Below are 13,751 nucleotides of genomic sequence, written 5' to 3' on the forward strand. Positions count from 1 at the left end.
CCGGGATATACACGTTTATACGGCGTTCGGTCCCACTCCCGCGCATGAATCCGCTGCCGCTCGCCGCCGAGTCCGGCTCCGAGGTCGCGCTTCCCACGACGCTCACCGCGTCGGTCGTCCTGATAGTCAGCATCGTCGTCGTCGTCGTCTGGCTCGCGTACCTCTATCGCTGAGCGGCCCCCAGGCGACGCCGCGTTCCGCCGAGCGCCAACGCGCGCCCGGCCCCGCGCTCAGTCCTCGGTCGTCGGGGTCGACTCCGACACCTCGACCCGCTCGCGGAACCAGTCGGCCGCCTCCCGAACGAGCGTCTCGTCGGTGCTCGTGAACTTCACGCGGACGTTCTCCCCCGGATACGACCCCACGGCCACGTCGTAGCGCTGTCGGACCTCGGCGAGGCGGTCGAGCAGGCGCGACTCGGGCTCGCTCGTCTCGACGGTCGCGGTGTGGGGCTCGTCGCCGGCGAACTCGTCGGCGACGGACTCGAACATCGCCTGCATCTCCGGGGGCACGCCCGGGAACACGTACACCGACTCGATCACACAGCCCGGAGCGACGCCGACCTCGTTGTGAATGACTCGGGCGCCGGCCGGGAGGTGTGTGGTCCCCTCGGTGAGGTCGTCTGCCGCGTACCCTCCCTGCTCGGTGAGGTACGCCAGCGCCTCGTCGTTGGCCGCCAGGTCCACGCCGACGGCGGCGGCGACGCCGTCCATCGTCACGTCGTCGTGGGTGGGGCCGACGCCGCCGGTGACGAGCACGGCGTCGTAGGCGTCGCGGTACTCGCGGACGACGCCCGCGATGTCGTCGACGCGGTCCGGGACCGTCGTCACGCGTTCGACGGCGACCCCCCGGGCCGTCAGCCGGCCGGCGAGCCACGAGGCGTTGGTGTTCACCGTGTCGCCCGCGAGGAGTTCGTCGCCGACGGTGACGAGTGCGACCTGCATGGATGTACGGGTGGTGGCTCGGTCTGATAAGTGCCGTGGCGCAGTAGGGAGGAGAGTTCGACGGGGCCGACCGGGATCTGCCTCGACGTCAGAGGTACCCGGCGTTGGGGAGCACCCCGAGGAACGCCAGCACCGCGACGACCAGCATCGCGATGGCGATCGCCATCGCCGGCGGGTCGACGTGGGTCCCCGAGTGCGAGTACATGATCCGCTGGGTCACCTCGCCCAGCAGGCCGCTGACGACGCCGAAGGCGCCCGCGGCCAGCAGCGCGACGACGCTCCCGGCTATCGGATCGACGACGACCGCGCCGACGGCGCCGATGAGCGTGATGTGGTGGGTCACCGGGATCTTCTCGACGCCGAGCTGGAGGAACAGCAGGCTCATCGCCGAGATGGCGTACCCGAGGAAGATGCTTCCCGTCCGGATCCAGATGTACCCGCCGAGGATGCCGCCGACGAGCCCGATCGTCGCGACGCCCGCCCACTTATACTGGTGGGGGAGCCACGGCTCGGTGGCGAGGCGCCCCTCGTGTTCCATCGGGACCTCGCCCCCGTCGGCGGCGGCGCGGGGCTCCTCGCGCTCGAACGGCGACATGTCGAGGATCCCCTTCCCGGCGGGACGCCCGACGAGCGGGTAGCCGAAGGCGACCCGCGCGATCACCGCGGTGAGCACGACCGACAGCGCGATCGTGTCGGTCGGCGTGCCGACCGCGACGCCGACCCGGTTGATGAGCATCCCGAGGACGCCGAAGACGGCGCCGACCGCCAGGATGTCCGGCTTCGTGCCGAACGCGTAGAGGATGTTCTTCCCGAAGTGGTAGTCCCATCCCTCCGGCTCCATCTCTGGGTACTTCTTGCCCGCGTACGCCGAGGCGGCGACGCCGCCGGCGAAGGCGATGTGCGGGCCGGTGACCGCGCCGAACCCGATCACGCCGGTGACGCCGGCGGCGAGTTCGCCGGCGTTGACCCCCGGAAGCGTCCCCAGCTCACGCTGGAGGATCGCCAGCCCCTCCCCGAGGAAGACGACGAACCCGGTGAAGATGAACGCCGGCAGCGCGCCGAGCGCGGCGCCGAACGCGCCGCCCGCGAGCGCGGTGATGAACAGCAGCAGGAACGTCTCCCACTCCATCCCGAGCAGCGGCACCTGCAGCAGTAGGTCGTACATCTGTCACTCCTCCGTGGCCCAGTCCAGCGAGCGTTCGATCGCGTCGCCCCAGCGGTCGTACATCGCGTCCACCTCCTCCGCCTCGCGCTCGGGGGTGAACTCTCGGTCGACCTGCCAGTTCTCGCGCAGCTCGTCGACGGTGTCCCAGTAGCCGACCGCGAGGCCGGCGGCGTAGGCGGAGCCGAGGGCGGTCGTCTCGTCGACCTCCGGTCGGGCGATCTCCGTCTGGATGATGTCCGACTGGAGCTGACACAGGAAGTCGTTCTTCACCGCGCCGCCGTCGACGCGCAGCGTGGTGGTCTCGACGCCGGAGTCCGCCTCCATCGCCTCGGCCACGTCGCGGGTCTGGTAGGCGATCGACTCGAGCGTCGCCCGGACGACGTGTTCCTTTCGCGTCCCGCGCGTCATCCCGACGATGGTGCCGCGCGCGCGACCGTCCCAGTGGGGGGCACCCAGTCCCGTGAACGCCGGGACCATGTAGACGCCGTCGGTGGAGTCGACCGATCGGGCCAGCTCCGCCGTCTGTGCGGCGTTGTTGATGAGGTCGACGTCCTCCAGCCACTCGATGGCGGCGCCGGTGACGAAGATCGACCCCTCCAGCGCGTACTGCACGGGCTCGCCGGACAGCTGGAAGCCGATGGTCGTGAGCAGGCCGTGGTCGGACTCGACGGCGTCCGTTCCGGTGTTCATCAGGTAGAACGACCCCGTGCCGTAGGTGTTCTTCGCGTCGCCCTCGTCGAAGCACGTCTGCCCGAACATCGCGGCCTGCTGGTCGCCGAGCGCGCCCGCGACCGGGACCTCGGCGCCGAGGAAGCCGTCGGGGTCCGTGTACCCGTAGTACGACTCGTCGGACGACGGCCGGACCTCCGGCACCATCGACTCTGGGACGCCGAACTCGTCGAGCAGCTCGTCGTCCCACTCCAGCTCGCGGATGTCGTACAGCATCGTCCGCGAGGCGTTCGAGACGTCCGTGATGTGGTTGCCGGTGAGGTTGTAGATCAGCCAGCTGTCGATGGTCCCCATCAGCAGCTCGCCGGCCTCCGCGCGGTCGCGCAGGTCGTCGCCGCGGGACGACTGCAGCTTCAGCGGCTCGGCGTTGTCGAGGATCCACTCGGTCTTCGTCGCCGAGAAGTACGCGTCCGCCTCGAGGCCGGTCTTCTCCCGGATCCACTCGACCTTGTCCTCGTCCTGCAGTTCCTCGACGCGGTCGGTGGTGCGACGGTCCTGCCAGACGAGCGCGTTGTGGACGGGACGGCCGCTGTCGGCGTCCCATACCACGGTCGTCTCGCGCTGGTTCGTGATGCCGATCGCGGCCAGCTGGCTCGCCTCCAGCCCCGCGTCGGCGAGCCCGTCCGTGACGACCGACTCCGTGTTCTCCCAGATCTCCGTCGGGTCGTGTTCCACCCATCCCGGCTCCGGATAGATCTGCTCGTGTTTCTCGTACGCGTTGGCGACGACCTGTCCGGAGTGGTCGAACACCATGAATCGCGTCCCGGTCGTTCCCTGATCGATAGCGCCGACGTACGTGTCTGCCATTGGTGTGTCCTCCGTTCCGGGTCTCGCTCCCACGAGATCCCTTGCGACCAACCAACATAGTGAACTATTATAAACGTTACTGACGAAGGGGGGACTGACAGTAAACAATGTGCCGACCACACTCGTCGACCGCCGCCGACCCGGCACTGGCGGACGTACCGTCGCGGGATCGACCCCGAGGCGGCCGCCCGGAAACCGGGTCGAGTAAAACCCCCGCCCCCGTAGGTGGCGCACCGACAGTATCGGACCGACGACCCCGTCGTCCGACACGCACGACCCATGGACATCGAGACCCGAATCGCACGCCGCCAACGAACCGGTGACCGACGGCGCCTCGTGCTGGACGAGGAGGCGTTGAGCCCGGTGTGGCACCCCGAGGAACCGATCGGGCGGGGATCCCTGATCGAGCGCCTGCTCGATCACCTCGATCCGGTGTTCGACGGTCGGGCGCCGCCGAACGGATACCTGTACGGGCCCGGCGGGGCCGGCAAGTCCGCCGTGACCCTCTCGCTCGTCGACCGGCTCGCGGAGACCCTGCCCTCGACGGGCGACGCGCTGTACACGACCACCCGCGGGGCGAGCGCGCCCGGCGTCTCGTTCGTTCGGGTGGACCTCCGAACGGCCGACTCGGCGTTCGAGTTCCTCCACGCGGTGTTGAACGCGCTGACGACCGACTCCGTCCCGCGACGCGGCGTCGGCACCGACGAACTCCACGAGCGCCTGGAGCGGCGCGTACGCGGCGCGGGCCCGGTCGTGGTCGTCGCCGACCACGTGGGCGAGCCGGAGACCGTGGACGTGCCGACGGTGGCCGAGCGCCTCGAGGCCGTCGAGGGGACCTTCGCGTGGCTCGCCGTCGGCCGCGCCGACCCGGAGGAGGTGGGAGTGCCCGACGACGCGGCGGCCATCGAGGTGGAGCCGTACTCGCGCGCGACGCTCACCGATCTGGTCGCGTCCCGCGCCGACGCCGGCCTCGGACAGGGCGCGCTCGCGCACGGCGCGGTCCGACGCCTCGCGGAGTGGGCCGAGGGCGACGCCGGGGTCGCCCTCTCGGGGCTCCTCGGGGCGGTCGAGGCGGCGTCCGCGGACGGCGACGCGACGCTCGACGACGAGGCCGTCGAGTCGGGCATGGCGGCGGTTCCGTGGCCGTGTGTCCCGCTCGGGCGGGTGCTCGCGCTCCCGACGAACCGGGTGCGGACGCTGGTGTGCCTGGTCGACCTCGACCCGGCCGAGCGCGCACCGGTGGGGGACTGTGCCGCCCGGATCGCCGACCGGATCGACCTGACGGGGTCGACGGTGGAGCGGTTCCTCTACGAGCTCGCGGAGGCCGGGATCGTCGAACGCGTTCGCGTCGACGACGCCGACGGGCCCGGACGTCCCCCGAGCCGCGTGGACCCACGGTTCCCGACGCTGGCGTTCCGCCGGCTCGTCGGCCGCCGCGTGGACGAGGTCTCCGTCTGACGGCGCCCGAAAATTCCGCTTGTCTGTTATCTACGATCACTAGGGGGTAATCGATAGCATAATGTCCGGCGGGTCCGTGTGTGTGACACACGGAGTCATACTATGAGCGAACGGACGGAGGTGCTCGTGATCGGCGGCGGGTCGACCGGCTGCGGCGTGGCGCGCGATCTCGCCACCCGGGGGGTCGACGTGACGCTCGTCGAGCAGGGCAACCTCACGCACGGGACGACGGGGCGGATGCACGGCCTCCTCCACAGCGGTGGCCGGTACGCGGTCTCGGACCAGGCCAGCGCCCGCGAGTGCATCGAGGAGAACCGGGTGTTGCGCGACATCGCGAGCCACTGCGTCGAGCTGACCGGCGGGCTGTTCGTGAAACGCCCCGAGGACACCGAGGAGTACTTTCAGGAGAAGCTGGAGGGGTGTCGCGAGTGCGGCATTCCCGCGGAGGTGCTCACCGCCGAGGAGGCGCGCGAGGTGGAGCCGTTCCTCGCGGGCGACATCGACAAGGCGATCCGGGTGCCCGACGGGGCGGTCGACCCGTTCCGCCTCTGTGTCGCCAACGCCGCCGACGCGGATGCCCACGGCGCGCGCATCGAGACGCACTCCCCGGTCACCGACGTGCTCGTCGAGGACGGGGAGGTCGTCGGCTGCGAGGTGACCCATGAATCGGGAGCGGGCAGGCGGGTCCACGGCCGCGAGGGCGGCACCGAGGAGATCTACGCGGACCACGTCGTCAACGCGACGGGCGCGTGGGCGGGCCGTATCGGCGACATGGCCGGCGTCGACGTGGAGGTCCGCCCGAGCAAGGGCGTGATGACCGTGATGAACGTCCGCGAGGTCGACACGGTGATCAACCGCTGCAAGCCGAAGGGCGACGCGGACATCGTCGTTCCCCACGAGACGACCTGCATCCTCGGTACCACCGACGAGGAGGTCGAGGACCCGGAGGACTACCCCGAGGAGGCGTGGGAGGTGGACCTCATGATCGAGGAGCTGTCGAAGCTCGTGCCGATGCTCGACGGCGCCCGGACCATCCGCTCGTACTGGGGCGTTCGCCCGCTGTACGAGCCGCCGGGGACCGGCACCGAGGACCCGACCGACATCACGCGGGACTTCTTCCTGCTCGACCACGACGAGCGCGACGACCTCCCGGGGATGACCTCCATCGTCGGCGGGAAGTTCACCACCTACCGGCTGATGGCCGAGCAGATATCCGACCACGTCTGCGATCTCCTCGGCGTCGACGCGGCGTGTACGACCGCCGAGGAGCCGCTCCCCGGCAGCGAGGACTTCTCGGTCCTGCGCGACTACATGGACGAGTTCGGCCTTCGCTCGCCGATCGGCCGCCGGAGCGTCCAGCGGCTCGGCAGCCGGGCCGACGAGGTGCTGAAGACCGGCGAGGCGAACCCCGTCGTCTGCCAGTGCGAGGCGGTCACCCGCGCCGAACTCCGGGACGCGATCGACCAGTCCGGATCGGACCTCAACGCCGTCCGCCTGCGAACCCGCGCCTCCATGGGCAACTGTCAGGGCGGCTTCTGTGCCCACCGGATGGCCAACGAACTCCACGCGGGCGGCGATTTCGACCGGCCGACCGTCGACGCGGCCCTCGACGAGCTGTGGCAGGAGCGCTGGAAGGGCCAGCGCCACGCGCTGTGGGGCGAACAGCTCTCGCAGGCGATGCTCAACCACCTGCTGCACGCGACGACGTTCAACCGCGGGGGCCCCGTTCCGGAGGACTTCTCGGCGTTCGACGCCGGGGAGCGCGGCGGGGGGACGGAGCGGGCCGACAGCGACGGGGCGGGTGGCGCGACGGACGGGACCGCCGCCGACGCCGGCGTCTCCACGGACGGCGGCCGCGCGGCCGACCGGACTCCCGACGGGGGTGACGCGGGTGGCGATTGAGTCGGACGTGGTCGTGATCGGCGGCGGTCTCGCCGGCGCGACGGCGGCGCTGTCGGCCGCACACGAGGGCGCGCACGTCCACCTGATATCCGCGAACGAGAGCACGCTCCGGCAGGCGAGCGGCCTGATCGACGCACTGGGGTACCCGGACCCGGACGGCGACGCCGATCCCGATGGCTACGGCGGAGCCTCCGCGTCGGGGCCGTTGGTCGACCCGTTCGCGGGGATCGAGGACCTGCCCGAGCACCACCCGTACCGCGTCGCCGGCGCGGACGCGCTCCGCGAGGGGCTGGCGCTGTTCGACGACGCCGTCGGCGACCTGTACCGGGGCGGTCACACCGATCGTAATGCGCTCGTCGCGACCACCTCCGGGCGCGCGAAGCCGACCGCTCGGTACCCGCGGAGCATGGCGCCCGGCGTCGTCAGCGACGAGCGCCCGACGCTCCTCGTGGGCTTCGAGGCCGACACCGAGTACGACGCCCCCCTCGCGGCCGAGCGCCTCTCGGCCGCGGGCGTTCCGTTCGACGTCGCGGGCGCGACGGTCGCGTTTCCCGGCGAGCACCGCGCGGATGCGACCGTTACCCGGCTCGCGCACGCGCTGGAGCGGGACGAGGACGCGGGCGAGGGACGGACGACCCGGCAGCGACTCGCGGACCGGATCCGTCCGCACCTCGGCGACGCCGAGCGCGTGGGGGTCCCGGCGATGCTGGGCGACGAACGCGTCGAGGAGGTGCGCGCGGACCTCTCCGAGCGCCTCGACGCGGAGGTGTTCGAGGTGCCGACGGGACCGCCGAGCCTCCCGGGGATCCGGCTTGCGGATCGCCTGTTCGACGCGCTCGACGAGGCGGGCGTCTCGATGACGACGGGGACGCCGGTCGTCGACTTCGAGTCGACCGAGGGCGCGGACGACGAGCGGATCGACCGCGTCCTCATCGATCGCAACGGCGCGAGGATCCCCTACGTGGCCGAGCAGTACGTGCTCGCGACGGGCGGGCTCGTCGGGAAGGGGCTCGACTCGACGCGGGAGCGCGCGACCGAGGCGGTGTTCGGCTGTCACGTCCCACAGCCCGACGACCGGACGGACTGGTCGGCCGAGGGGGCGTTCGCGGACCACGCGTTCGCGCGCTTCGGGGTCGAACCGGACGGGACGATGCGACCGCTCGGGAGCGACGGCGAACCGGAGTACGAGAACCTGCGGGCGGCCGGCGGCGTCGTCGGCGGCGCGGACGTGGCGCGGGAGCAGTCGGCGAGCGGCGTCTCGCTCGCCACGGGGCTTGTCGCGGGCCGAACCGCGGCGGAGGAGACATGAGCGACACACACGACACACACGCTGACTGCGGCTGTGACGGCGGCGACGAGACGGAACCACCCGCGGCTGTCGACGGCGGTGCGGAGACCCCCGAGGACGCCGCCACGGACGGCGGCACAGTGGCCGAGTCGCCGGCGGGGACCGAGGGCGACTTCGAACCGGTCGACGTGTTCGAGGGCTCGGAGATGGACCTCCGGCCGGGCGCCGACTCCTGTTACAAGTGCACCTCCTGTGACACCTCCTGCCCGGTCGCGGAGGTGGACGACGACTTCCCGGGACCGAAGTTCCAGGGGCCCGAGCAGTGGCGCCTCAAGCGCAAGGAGGACACCGAGATCGACGACTCGATCACCGGCTGTTCCAACTGCATGCGCTGTGACGGCGCCTGTCCCTCGGACGTGCCGCTGTCGCAGATGCACAACACCGCTCGAGGGGAGTACGTCGACAACCAGATGGACAAGCTCTCGCGGGAGTACCTCCGTAACCGTATCCTCGCGAACTACGGCACGCTCGCGGCGGTCGGCTCGAAGGTGCCGCGGCTCACGAACGCGATCATGGGGAACTCGCTGGTCCAGAAGGTGAACGAGAAGGTGCTGGGCATCACCGCCGAGCGCGACTTTCCCGAGTTCGCCGACCAGACGTTCCGGAGCTGGTGGAAGGAACGGGGCGGCCCGAAGGTGGAAAGCGAGGACAACCGGATCGCGTACTTCCACGGCGACTACGCAAACTACAACACCGTCGAGGTCGCGAAGGCGCTCGTTCGGGTGTACGAGGCGTTCGGCTACGAGATCCTCGTCCCCGACCAGCGCTGTTCGGGCACGCCGATGTTCGCCAACGGGATGCTCGACGACGCCCGTCGCTCGGCCGCCGTCAACGTCGAGAACCTCGGCGACGCCATCGAGCAGGGATACGACGTGGTCGCCTCCTGCACGTCCTGCTCGATGGCGCTCCGACAGGAGTACCCCGAGCTGTTCGACTTCGAGGGCACCGAGACGGTCGCGGCCAACACCTACGACGCGCTGGAGTACCTCCTGATCAACGAGAACGTCATCGACCCGCTGAGCGAGGTCGACGCCGAGGACCACGACATCCCCGACTTCGCGTACCACGCGCCGTGTCACTCCCGCAACCAGGGGCTCGATCGACAGGCAGTGGAGCTGTTTCGCCACCTCGACGGCGTCGACGTGGAGGACGTGGGGGACTCCTGCTCGGGTATCTCGGGGACGTACGGCTGGAAGGAGGAGAAGTACGACTACTCGATGGAGATCGGCGAGGAGATGTTCGAACACATGGAGCACGCGGAGGGCGAGACGGGCATGACCGAGTGTCCGACCTGCTCGATGCAGATGGAGCACGGCACCGGCTACGAGATCGACCACCCGCTGCAGGTGCTGGAGGCGGCGTTGGTCGACACCGACGTGACGGTGTGAGGGACCAGCGAGTCGGGTCCGACCGCCGTCGGGTCCGACCGTTGCCGGTTCTGACCGCCGTCGGATCCCGGCTCGAGACGGCGAACGGGCCGGGCGCGTCGACGCCGGAATCGGAACCGGAGCGTGAACCGGGGAACAGGCATACCCATCTCGGTCGTGAGCCTCATACATGGCGACGATCAGCGGCACGTACATCGAGAACCGCGAGCGCGTCCAGCCCGACGACGTGAACAACTACGGTACCGCCCACGGGGGGAACGTCGCCAAGTGGATGGACGAGGTCGGCGCGATGTCGGCGATGCGCCACGCCGGCGAGACGTGCGTCACCGCGCGGATCAACCGGCTGGACTTCGAGCGACCGGTCCCCAGAGGGGACATCTGCGTCATCGAGTCGTACGCGTACGCGACCGGCCGTACGTCGATCCGGGTGCGCCTGCGCGCCTACCGCGAGGATCCCCGGACGGGCGAGCGAGAACAGACGACGGAGTCGTACTTCGTGTTCGTCGCCGTCGACGACGACATGCGCCCGACCGAGGTGTCGGACATCGCCGTCGAGTCCGACCGCGGTCGCGAACTTCGCGAGGAGGCGCTCGCCGGCGAACAGGAGTGATCGACTGCCGCGAGGCCCGACGGGTTGACCGCCGACGTGCGCGTGCTCGTCGACGGCGGGGCGGGACCTGACGACTTGACCGCCGGGGCGGGACCGTCGAACAACCTGTCGTCGTCGGGACGAGGGGCTCAGTCGTCGGTCAGCGATTCGGCTCGGGTCGTTCCTCGCCCGTCGTCGCGACCCGTCCAGTCGAAGCGGCGCTGGAAGTACAGCGCGACGTTGACCAGCGCGAGCAGCACCGGCACCTCGATGAGCGGGCCGACGACCGTCGCGAACGCGACGCCTGAGCCGACGCCGAAGACGGCGACGGCGACGGCGATCGCGAGCTCGAAGTTGTTCGAGGCGGCGGTGAACCCGATGGCCGTCGTCGTCGAGTAGTCCGCGCCCACGCCGCGGCCCATCCCGAAGCTGACGAGGAACATCACGACGAAGTAGATCGTGAGCGGCACCGCGATCAGGAGTACGTCGACGGGGGAGGAGACGATCGCGCCGCCCTGCGTCGCGAACATCACGATCACCGTGAACAGCAGCGCGACGAGCGTCAGCGGGTCGACCCGCGGGACGAACTCGTCCTCGTACCACGCCTCGCTCTTGACGCGAGTTCCGATGTAGCGGCTCAGGAATCCCGCGGCGAAGGGGATCCCGAGGAACACGACGATCGCCTCGACCACCTGCATGGGCGTGATGTCGAACGTCGTGATGCCGGCGACGAGCGACTCCATCCCGAGTACGGGCGGGAGGACGAGCGCGAAGAACCAGACGTACAGCCCGTAGGTGACGATCTGGAACAGGCTGTTGAACGCGACCAGCCCGGTGACATACTCTGTCGATCCGTCCGCGAGTTCGTTCCACACGAGCACCATCGCGATACACCGGGCCATCCCGATGAACACGAGTCCCAAGAAGTACTCGGGGCGCGCCGGCAAGCCGGGGACGACGCCGCCGAAGAAGACGACCGCGAGCCCGAACATCAGCGTCGGGCCGATGAGCCAGTTCTGCACGAGGCTCAGGCTGAGCACGCGCCAGTTGCTGAAGACGGTCCGCAGCCGCGAGTAGTCCGCCTTCGCCAACGGCGGATACATCATCGCGATCAGCCCGATCTCGACGAGATGGAGGTCCTGTATCGGTCCCGTCACCGACGGCGCGACAAACCCGAGGCCGACACCGATCGCCATCGCCCCGAAGATCCAGACGGTGAGATACTTGTCGAGGAAGTCCATCGACCGCGGGTCGCCGCAGGCCTCGCAGCCACAGTCCGGGCCGTGTTCGTGGGCGTCGGCGTTACTCATCGCGAACGCTCCCGTCGAGAACCGTCACCAGCGCGACGGCGCGGTTGGTCGCGCGGTACTTCTTCCACCGGCCGTCCTTGCGCCCCTCGACGAGCCCGGCGTCGACGAGCGCCGAGAGGGCGTGACTGAGGCCGCTCTCGCTCACGTCGACGATCGCGTTCAGTTCACAGACGCACAGTTCCTCACGCGCGGCAACCAGAACGCGCACGAGGCTGTACCGCGTCTCGTTCGCCAGCGCCGAGAGGACGTCCAGTTCGGTCTCGACCTGCGAGTCCTCGAGTGCGGCCTCGAGCGTCCCGAGTTCGTCGAGCCGGCGCTCGACGTCCTCGCTGCGACACTCCCCGAGTTCGTCGTCGAGGTACCGGCGGAGTCGTTCAGTGGCTTGTGCCATCGAATGACGATTGAAAACACATTCAATTAGTTATTTCGCTACGGATCTGGAACCGGGACGGATGTCGGTCCGGCAAGCGGCTACCGTCGCGTGAAAATACGATAGCTGTTCCGGACGGCTGGGCGGAACACACGTTCCGTTCGATTGCCAACCTATCGAACCGGATCGTGACCGGAGTCAGTCGTCCGTCACGACCGGTCGACGGGTGGAACGAGTCCGGGAGTCCGAACGGTCGGAGGGCTCCGCTTCCCGCGGCGCATCCGCTCGGGAGTCGGCCGCGTCGTACGCGGCGTAGGTACTCTCACCGGACTGCGTACTCGTGATCGAGTGGACACCACCCTTCGGCCGCGTGTCGGCGTAGAGTCCGTCCTCAACCGTCTCGTCGTCCGCAACCGTCTCGTTCGACGTGATCGCGAACAGCACGTCGAACGGCTTCCCAAGGTTCTCGGTGAGTCCGGTCATGTTCTCTACCGGCTAATTGAACAGACAGTAAATTAAGGGTTCCGAACCCGGATCGGACAGATCCCGTTTTTGCCGGCCTCCATCGATATATAATGGACTTTAACGGAGGATGCCGGTCAGAGAGCGTCGTCTTTTGGTTGATGGATACCAAAATTGGCTTCCCTGTCGGGCGAGCGGTGTGCTCGGCTCGTTTACCGTTGATCGGCGTGGGTCCGGTCCGATCTCGCCGATGCGGTCGGTGGCCCGTTCGACGACGTATCGAGCGAAGGACGGCGGGACACGTCACTCCTCCGGCACCGTTGACCCTGCGGCGGGCAGTCACGGCGAGTAGCCCGCGGCGGACGGGTCGATGCGGGTTACTCGTCCGCCCCGGTCGTGTTCGCCGACGCGTCGCCCTCGTACTCCCCCAACGCCTCGTCGAACAGCGCGACCACCTTCGACTCGATCTCGTCGCGGATCGCCGCCACCTCCTCGGGCGACTTCCCGTCGGGGTCGGCGAGCGCCCAATCGCGCGCCTCCACGGAGTCCGAAAGCGAGATCGTCGAACAGCCCATGGTGGCGACGTAGTCGTATTCATTGAGTTCCGCGTCAGTCACCTCCCGCGGCGTCCGCCCGGACACGTCGAGCCCGACCTCGGCCATCGTGTCGACGACCTCCTCGTGAACGTGATCCGCGGGGTGGGTGCCGCCGGTGAGGAGCTCGACGCGGCCCTCCAGCCCGCGACGTTCGACCTCGCGCTCGGCGAAGGCGTACGACATCTGCGAGCGACCGGCGTTCTGGACGCAGACGAACGCGAGTTTGACCGGGTCGTCTTCGCTCATTCGTCCACCTCCCGAGTCGAATCCAGCGCGGCCAACAGCGCCTCCGCGCGGTCGGTGCTGTCGTAGTACCGCCACTTCCCCTCCTTTCGGCGTGCGAGCAGGCCCGCGTCCGTCAGCGTCGAGAGCGCGTGACTCACGGCCGACTCGCTCACGTCCACCAGCGGCTCCAGCTCGCAGACGCACAACTCGCCGTCGGCGGCCGTGAGCAGGCGCGCCAGCCGGTAGCGCGTGCCGCTCCCGAGGGCGGAGAGCGCGTCGAGGTCGCGCCCCTCGTCCGCCTCGTCGACGCGGGCGGTCGCCTCCAGTTCGTGGAGGGCCGCCAGCCTGTCGTTCACGTCCGCCGCACAGCACTCGCCCACCTCGTCGGCGATGAGCCGTTCGAGCCGCTCCGTCGTTGCCATACAAACGATTGCAAAACCATTCAAATGAGTGTGTCGGTC

The 13,751-nt window shown here is 69.4% G+C and carries 14 protein-coding genes; 6 read left to right on the forward strand and 8 right to left on the reverse strand.

Annotated features, from left to right (window positions below; all coding sequences use genetic code 11):
- Nucleotides 1-44: 44 nt before the first annotated feature.
- Nucleotides 45-173: a hypothetical protein gene (locus GRX01_RS19390; protein WP_267903207.1), complete on the forward strand. Its 129-nt coding sequence runs from the start codon at nucleotides 45-47 to the stop codon at nucleotides 171-173.
- Nucleotides 174-230: 57 nt separating this feature from the next.
- Here GRX01_RS19390 and GRX01_RS12220 read toward each other — a convergent pair whose 3' ends face one another.
- From GRX01_RS12220 to glpK, 3 genes are all read right to left on the reverse strand, one after another.
- Complete coding sequence (locus tag GRX01_RS12220) at nucleotides 231-941, reverse strand: competence/damage-inducible protein A (protein WP_159667730.1); 711 nt, start codon at nucleotides 939-941, stop codon at nucleotides 231-233.
- Nucleotides 942-1,029: 88 nt separating this feature from the next.
- Nucleotides 1,030-2,106, reverse strand: coding sequence for a hypothetical protein (locus GRX01_RS12225; protein ID WP_159667733.1), 1,077 nt, complete (start codon nucleotides 2,104-2,106; stop codon nucleotides 1,030-1,032).
- Nucleotides 2,107-2,109: 3 nt separating this feature from the next.
- On the reverse strand, nucleotides 2,110-3,642 hold the full coding sequence (gene glpK, locus GRX01_RS12230) for a glycerol kinase GlpK (protein ID WP_159667736.1): 1,533 nt from the start codon (nucleotides 3,640-3,642) through the stop codon (nucleotides 2,110-2,112).
- A gap of 279 nt (nucleotides 3,643-3,921) precedes the next feature.
- Here glpK and GRX01_RS12235 point away from each other — a divergent pair, with 279 nt between their 5' ends.
- The 5 genes from GRX01_RS12235 (at nucleotide 3,922) to GRX01_RS12255 (ending at nucleotide 10,348) form a co-directional block, all read left to right on the forward strand.
- Nucleotides 3,922-5,100: a Cdc6/Cdc18 family protein gene (locus GRX01_RS12235; protein ID WP_159667739.1), complete on the forward strand. Its 1,179-nt coding sequence runs from the start codon at nucleotides 3,922-3,924 to the stop codon at nucleotides 5,098-5,100.
- Between the two features lie 102 nt (nucleotides 5,101-5,202).
- Nucleotides 5,203-7,002 carry an anaerobic glycerol-3-phosphate dehydrogenase subunit GlpA gene (gene glpA, locus GRX01_RS12240; RefSeq protein WP_159667742.1) on the forward strand — a complete coding sequence of 600 codons (1,800 nt, stop codon included), beginning with the start codon at nucleotides 5,203-5,205 and terminating at the stop codon, nucleotides 7,000-7,002.
- Complete coding sequence (gene glpB, locus GRX01_RS12245; RefSeq protein WP_321168071.1) at nucleotides 6,992-8,311, forward strand: glycerol-3-phosphate dehydrogenase subunit GlpB; 1,320 nt, start codon at nucleotides 6,992-6,994, stop codon at nucleotides 8,309-8,311. Before glpA ends, glpB begins: the two co-directional genes overlap by 11 nt.
- Nucleotides 8,312-8,496: 185 nt before the next feature.
- The gene (locus tag GRX01_RS12250) at nucleotides 8,497-9,738 is read left to right on the forward strand and encodes an anaerobic glycerol-3-phosphate dehydrogenase subunit C (RefSeq protein WP_233741015.1); all 1,242 of its coding nucleotides are present in this window, start codon (nucleotides 8,497-8,499) and stop codon (nucleotides 9,736-9,738) included.
- Nucleotides 9,739-9,907: 169 nt separating this feature from the next.
- The gene (locus tag GRX01_RS12255) at nucleotides 9,908-10,348 is read left to right on the forward strand and encodes an acyl-CoA thioesterase (protein ID WP_159667748.1); all 441 of its coding nucleotides are present in this window, start codon (nucleotides 9,908-9,910) and stop codon (nucleotides 10,346-10,348) included.
- A 128-nt stretch (nucleotides 10,349-10,476) separates the two neighbouring features.
- On the opposite strand, the gene arsB is transcribed toward GRX01_RS12255, so the two are convergent.
- From arsB to GRX01_RS12280, 5 genes are all read right to left on the reverse strand, one after another.
- Entirely contained in the window at nucleotides 10,477-11,637 is a 1,161-nt protein-coding gene (gene arsB, locus GRX01_RS12260) for an ACR3 family arsenite efflux transporter (protein ID WP_159667751.1), read from the reverse strand.
- A complete protein-coding gene (locus GRX01_RS12265; protein WP_159667754.1) occupies nucleotides 11,630-12,028 on the reverse strand; it encodes an ArsR/SmtB family transcription factor in 399 nt (132 codons plus the stop codon). The genes arsB and GRX01_RS12265 overlap by 8 nt, the downstream gene beginning before the upstream one ends.
- A gap of 177 nt (nucleotides 12,029-12,205) precedes the next feature.
- Nucleotides 12,206-12,490 (reverse strand): hypothetical protein, encoded by a 285-nt coding sequence (locus GRX01_RS12270; RefSeq protein ID WP_159667757.1) that lies wholly within the window; start codon nucleotides 12,488-12,490, stop codon nucleotides 12,206-12,208.
- A gap of 356 nt (nucleotides 12,491-12,846) precedes the next feature.
- Nucleotides 12,847-13,311, reverse strand: coding sequence for a low molecular weight phosphatase family protein (locus GRX01_RS12275; protein WP_159667760.1), 465 nt, complete (start codon nucleotides 13,309-13,311; stop codon nucleotides 12,847-12,849).
- Complete coding sequence (locus GRX01_RS12280) at nucleotides 13,308-13,712, reverse strand: ArsR/SmtB family transcription factor (protein WP_159667763.1); 405 nt, start codon at nucleotides 13,710-13,712, stop codon at nucleotides 13,308-13,310. The genes GRX01_RS12275 and GRX01_RS12280 overlap by 4 nt, the downstream gene beginning before the upstream one ends.
- Nucleotides 13,713-13,751 lie beyond the last annotated feature (39 nt).

The sequence above is a fragment of the Halobaculum saliterrae genome (assembly GCF_009831625.1).
Taxonomy (GTDB): Archaea; Halobacteriota; Halobacteria; order Halobacteriales; family Haloferacaceae; genus Halobaculum; species Halobaculum saliterrae.

Excerpts from the sequence above, each read along its gene's own strand:
- GRX01_RS12225 (WP_159667733.1), bottom strand. The coding sequence starts at position 2,106 with ATGTACGACCTACTGCTGCAGGTGCCGCTGCTCGGGATGGAGTGGGAG.
- arsB (WP_159667751.1), bottom strand. The coding sequence starts at position 11,637 with ATGAGTAACGCCGACGCCCACGAACACGGCCCGGACTGTGGCTGCGAG.
- GRX01_RS12275 (WP_159667760.1), bottom strand. The coding sequence starts at position 13,311 with ATGAGCGAAGACGACCCGGTCAAACTCGCGTTCGTCTGCGTCCAGAAC.
- GRX01_RS12235 (WP_159667739.1), top strand. The coding sequence starts at position 3,922 with ATGGACATCGAGACCCGAATCGCACGCCGCCAACGAACCGGTGACCGA.
- glpA (WP_159667742.1), top strand. The coding sequence starts at position 5,203 with ATGAGCGAACGGACGGAGGTGCTCGTGATCGGCGGCGGGTCGACCGGC.
- glpK (WP_159667736.1), bottom strand. The coding sequence starts at position 3,642 with ATGGCAGACACGTACGTCGGCGCTATCGATCAGGGAACGACCGGGACG.
- GRX01_RS12270 (WP_159667757.1), bottom strand. The coding sequence starts at position 12,490 with ATGACCGGACTCACCGAGAACCTTGGGAAGCCGTTCGACGTGCTGTTC.
- GRX01_RS12220 (WP_159667730.1), bottom strand. The coding sequence starts at position 941 with ATGCAGGTCGCACTCGTCACCGTCGGCGACGAACTCCTCGCGGGCGAC.
- GRX01_RS12280 (WP_159667763.1), bottom strand. The coding sequence starts at position 13,712 with ATGGCAACGACGGAGCGGCTCGAACGGCTCATCGCCGACGAGGTGGGC.
- GRX01_RS12255 (WP_159667748.1), top strand. The coding sequence starts at position 9,908 with ATGGCGACGATCAGCGGCACGTACATCGAGAACCGCGAGCGCGTCCAG.
- GRX01_RS12250 (WP_233741015.1), top strand. The coding sequence starts at position 8,497 with ATGGACCTCCGGCCGGGCGCCGACTCCTGTTACAAGTGCACCTCCTGT.
- GRX01_RS12265 (WP_159667754.1), bottom strand. The coding sequence starts at position 12,028 with ATGGCACAAGCCACTGAACGACTCCGCCGGTACCTCGACGACGAACTC.
- GRX01_RS19390 (WP_267903207.1), top strand. The coding sequence starts at position 45 with ATGAATCCGCTGCCGCTCGCCGCCGAGTCCGGCTCCGAGGTCGCGCTT.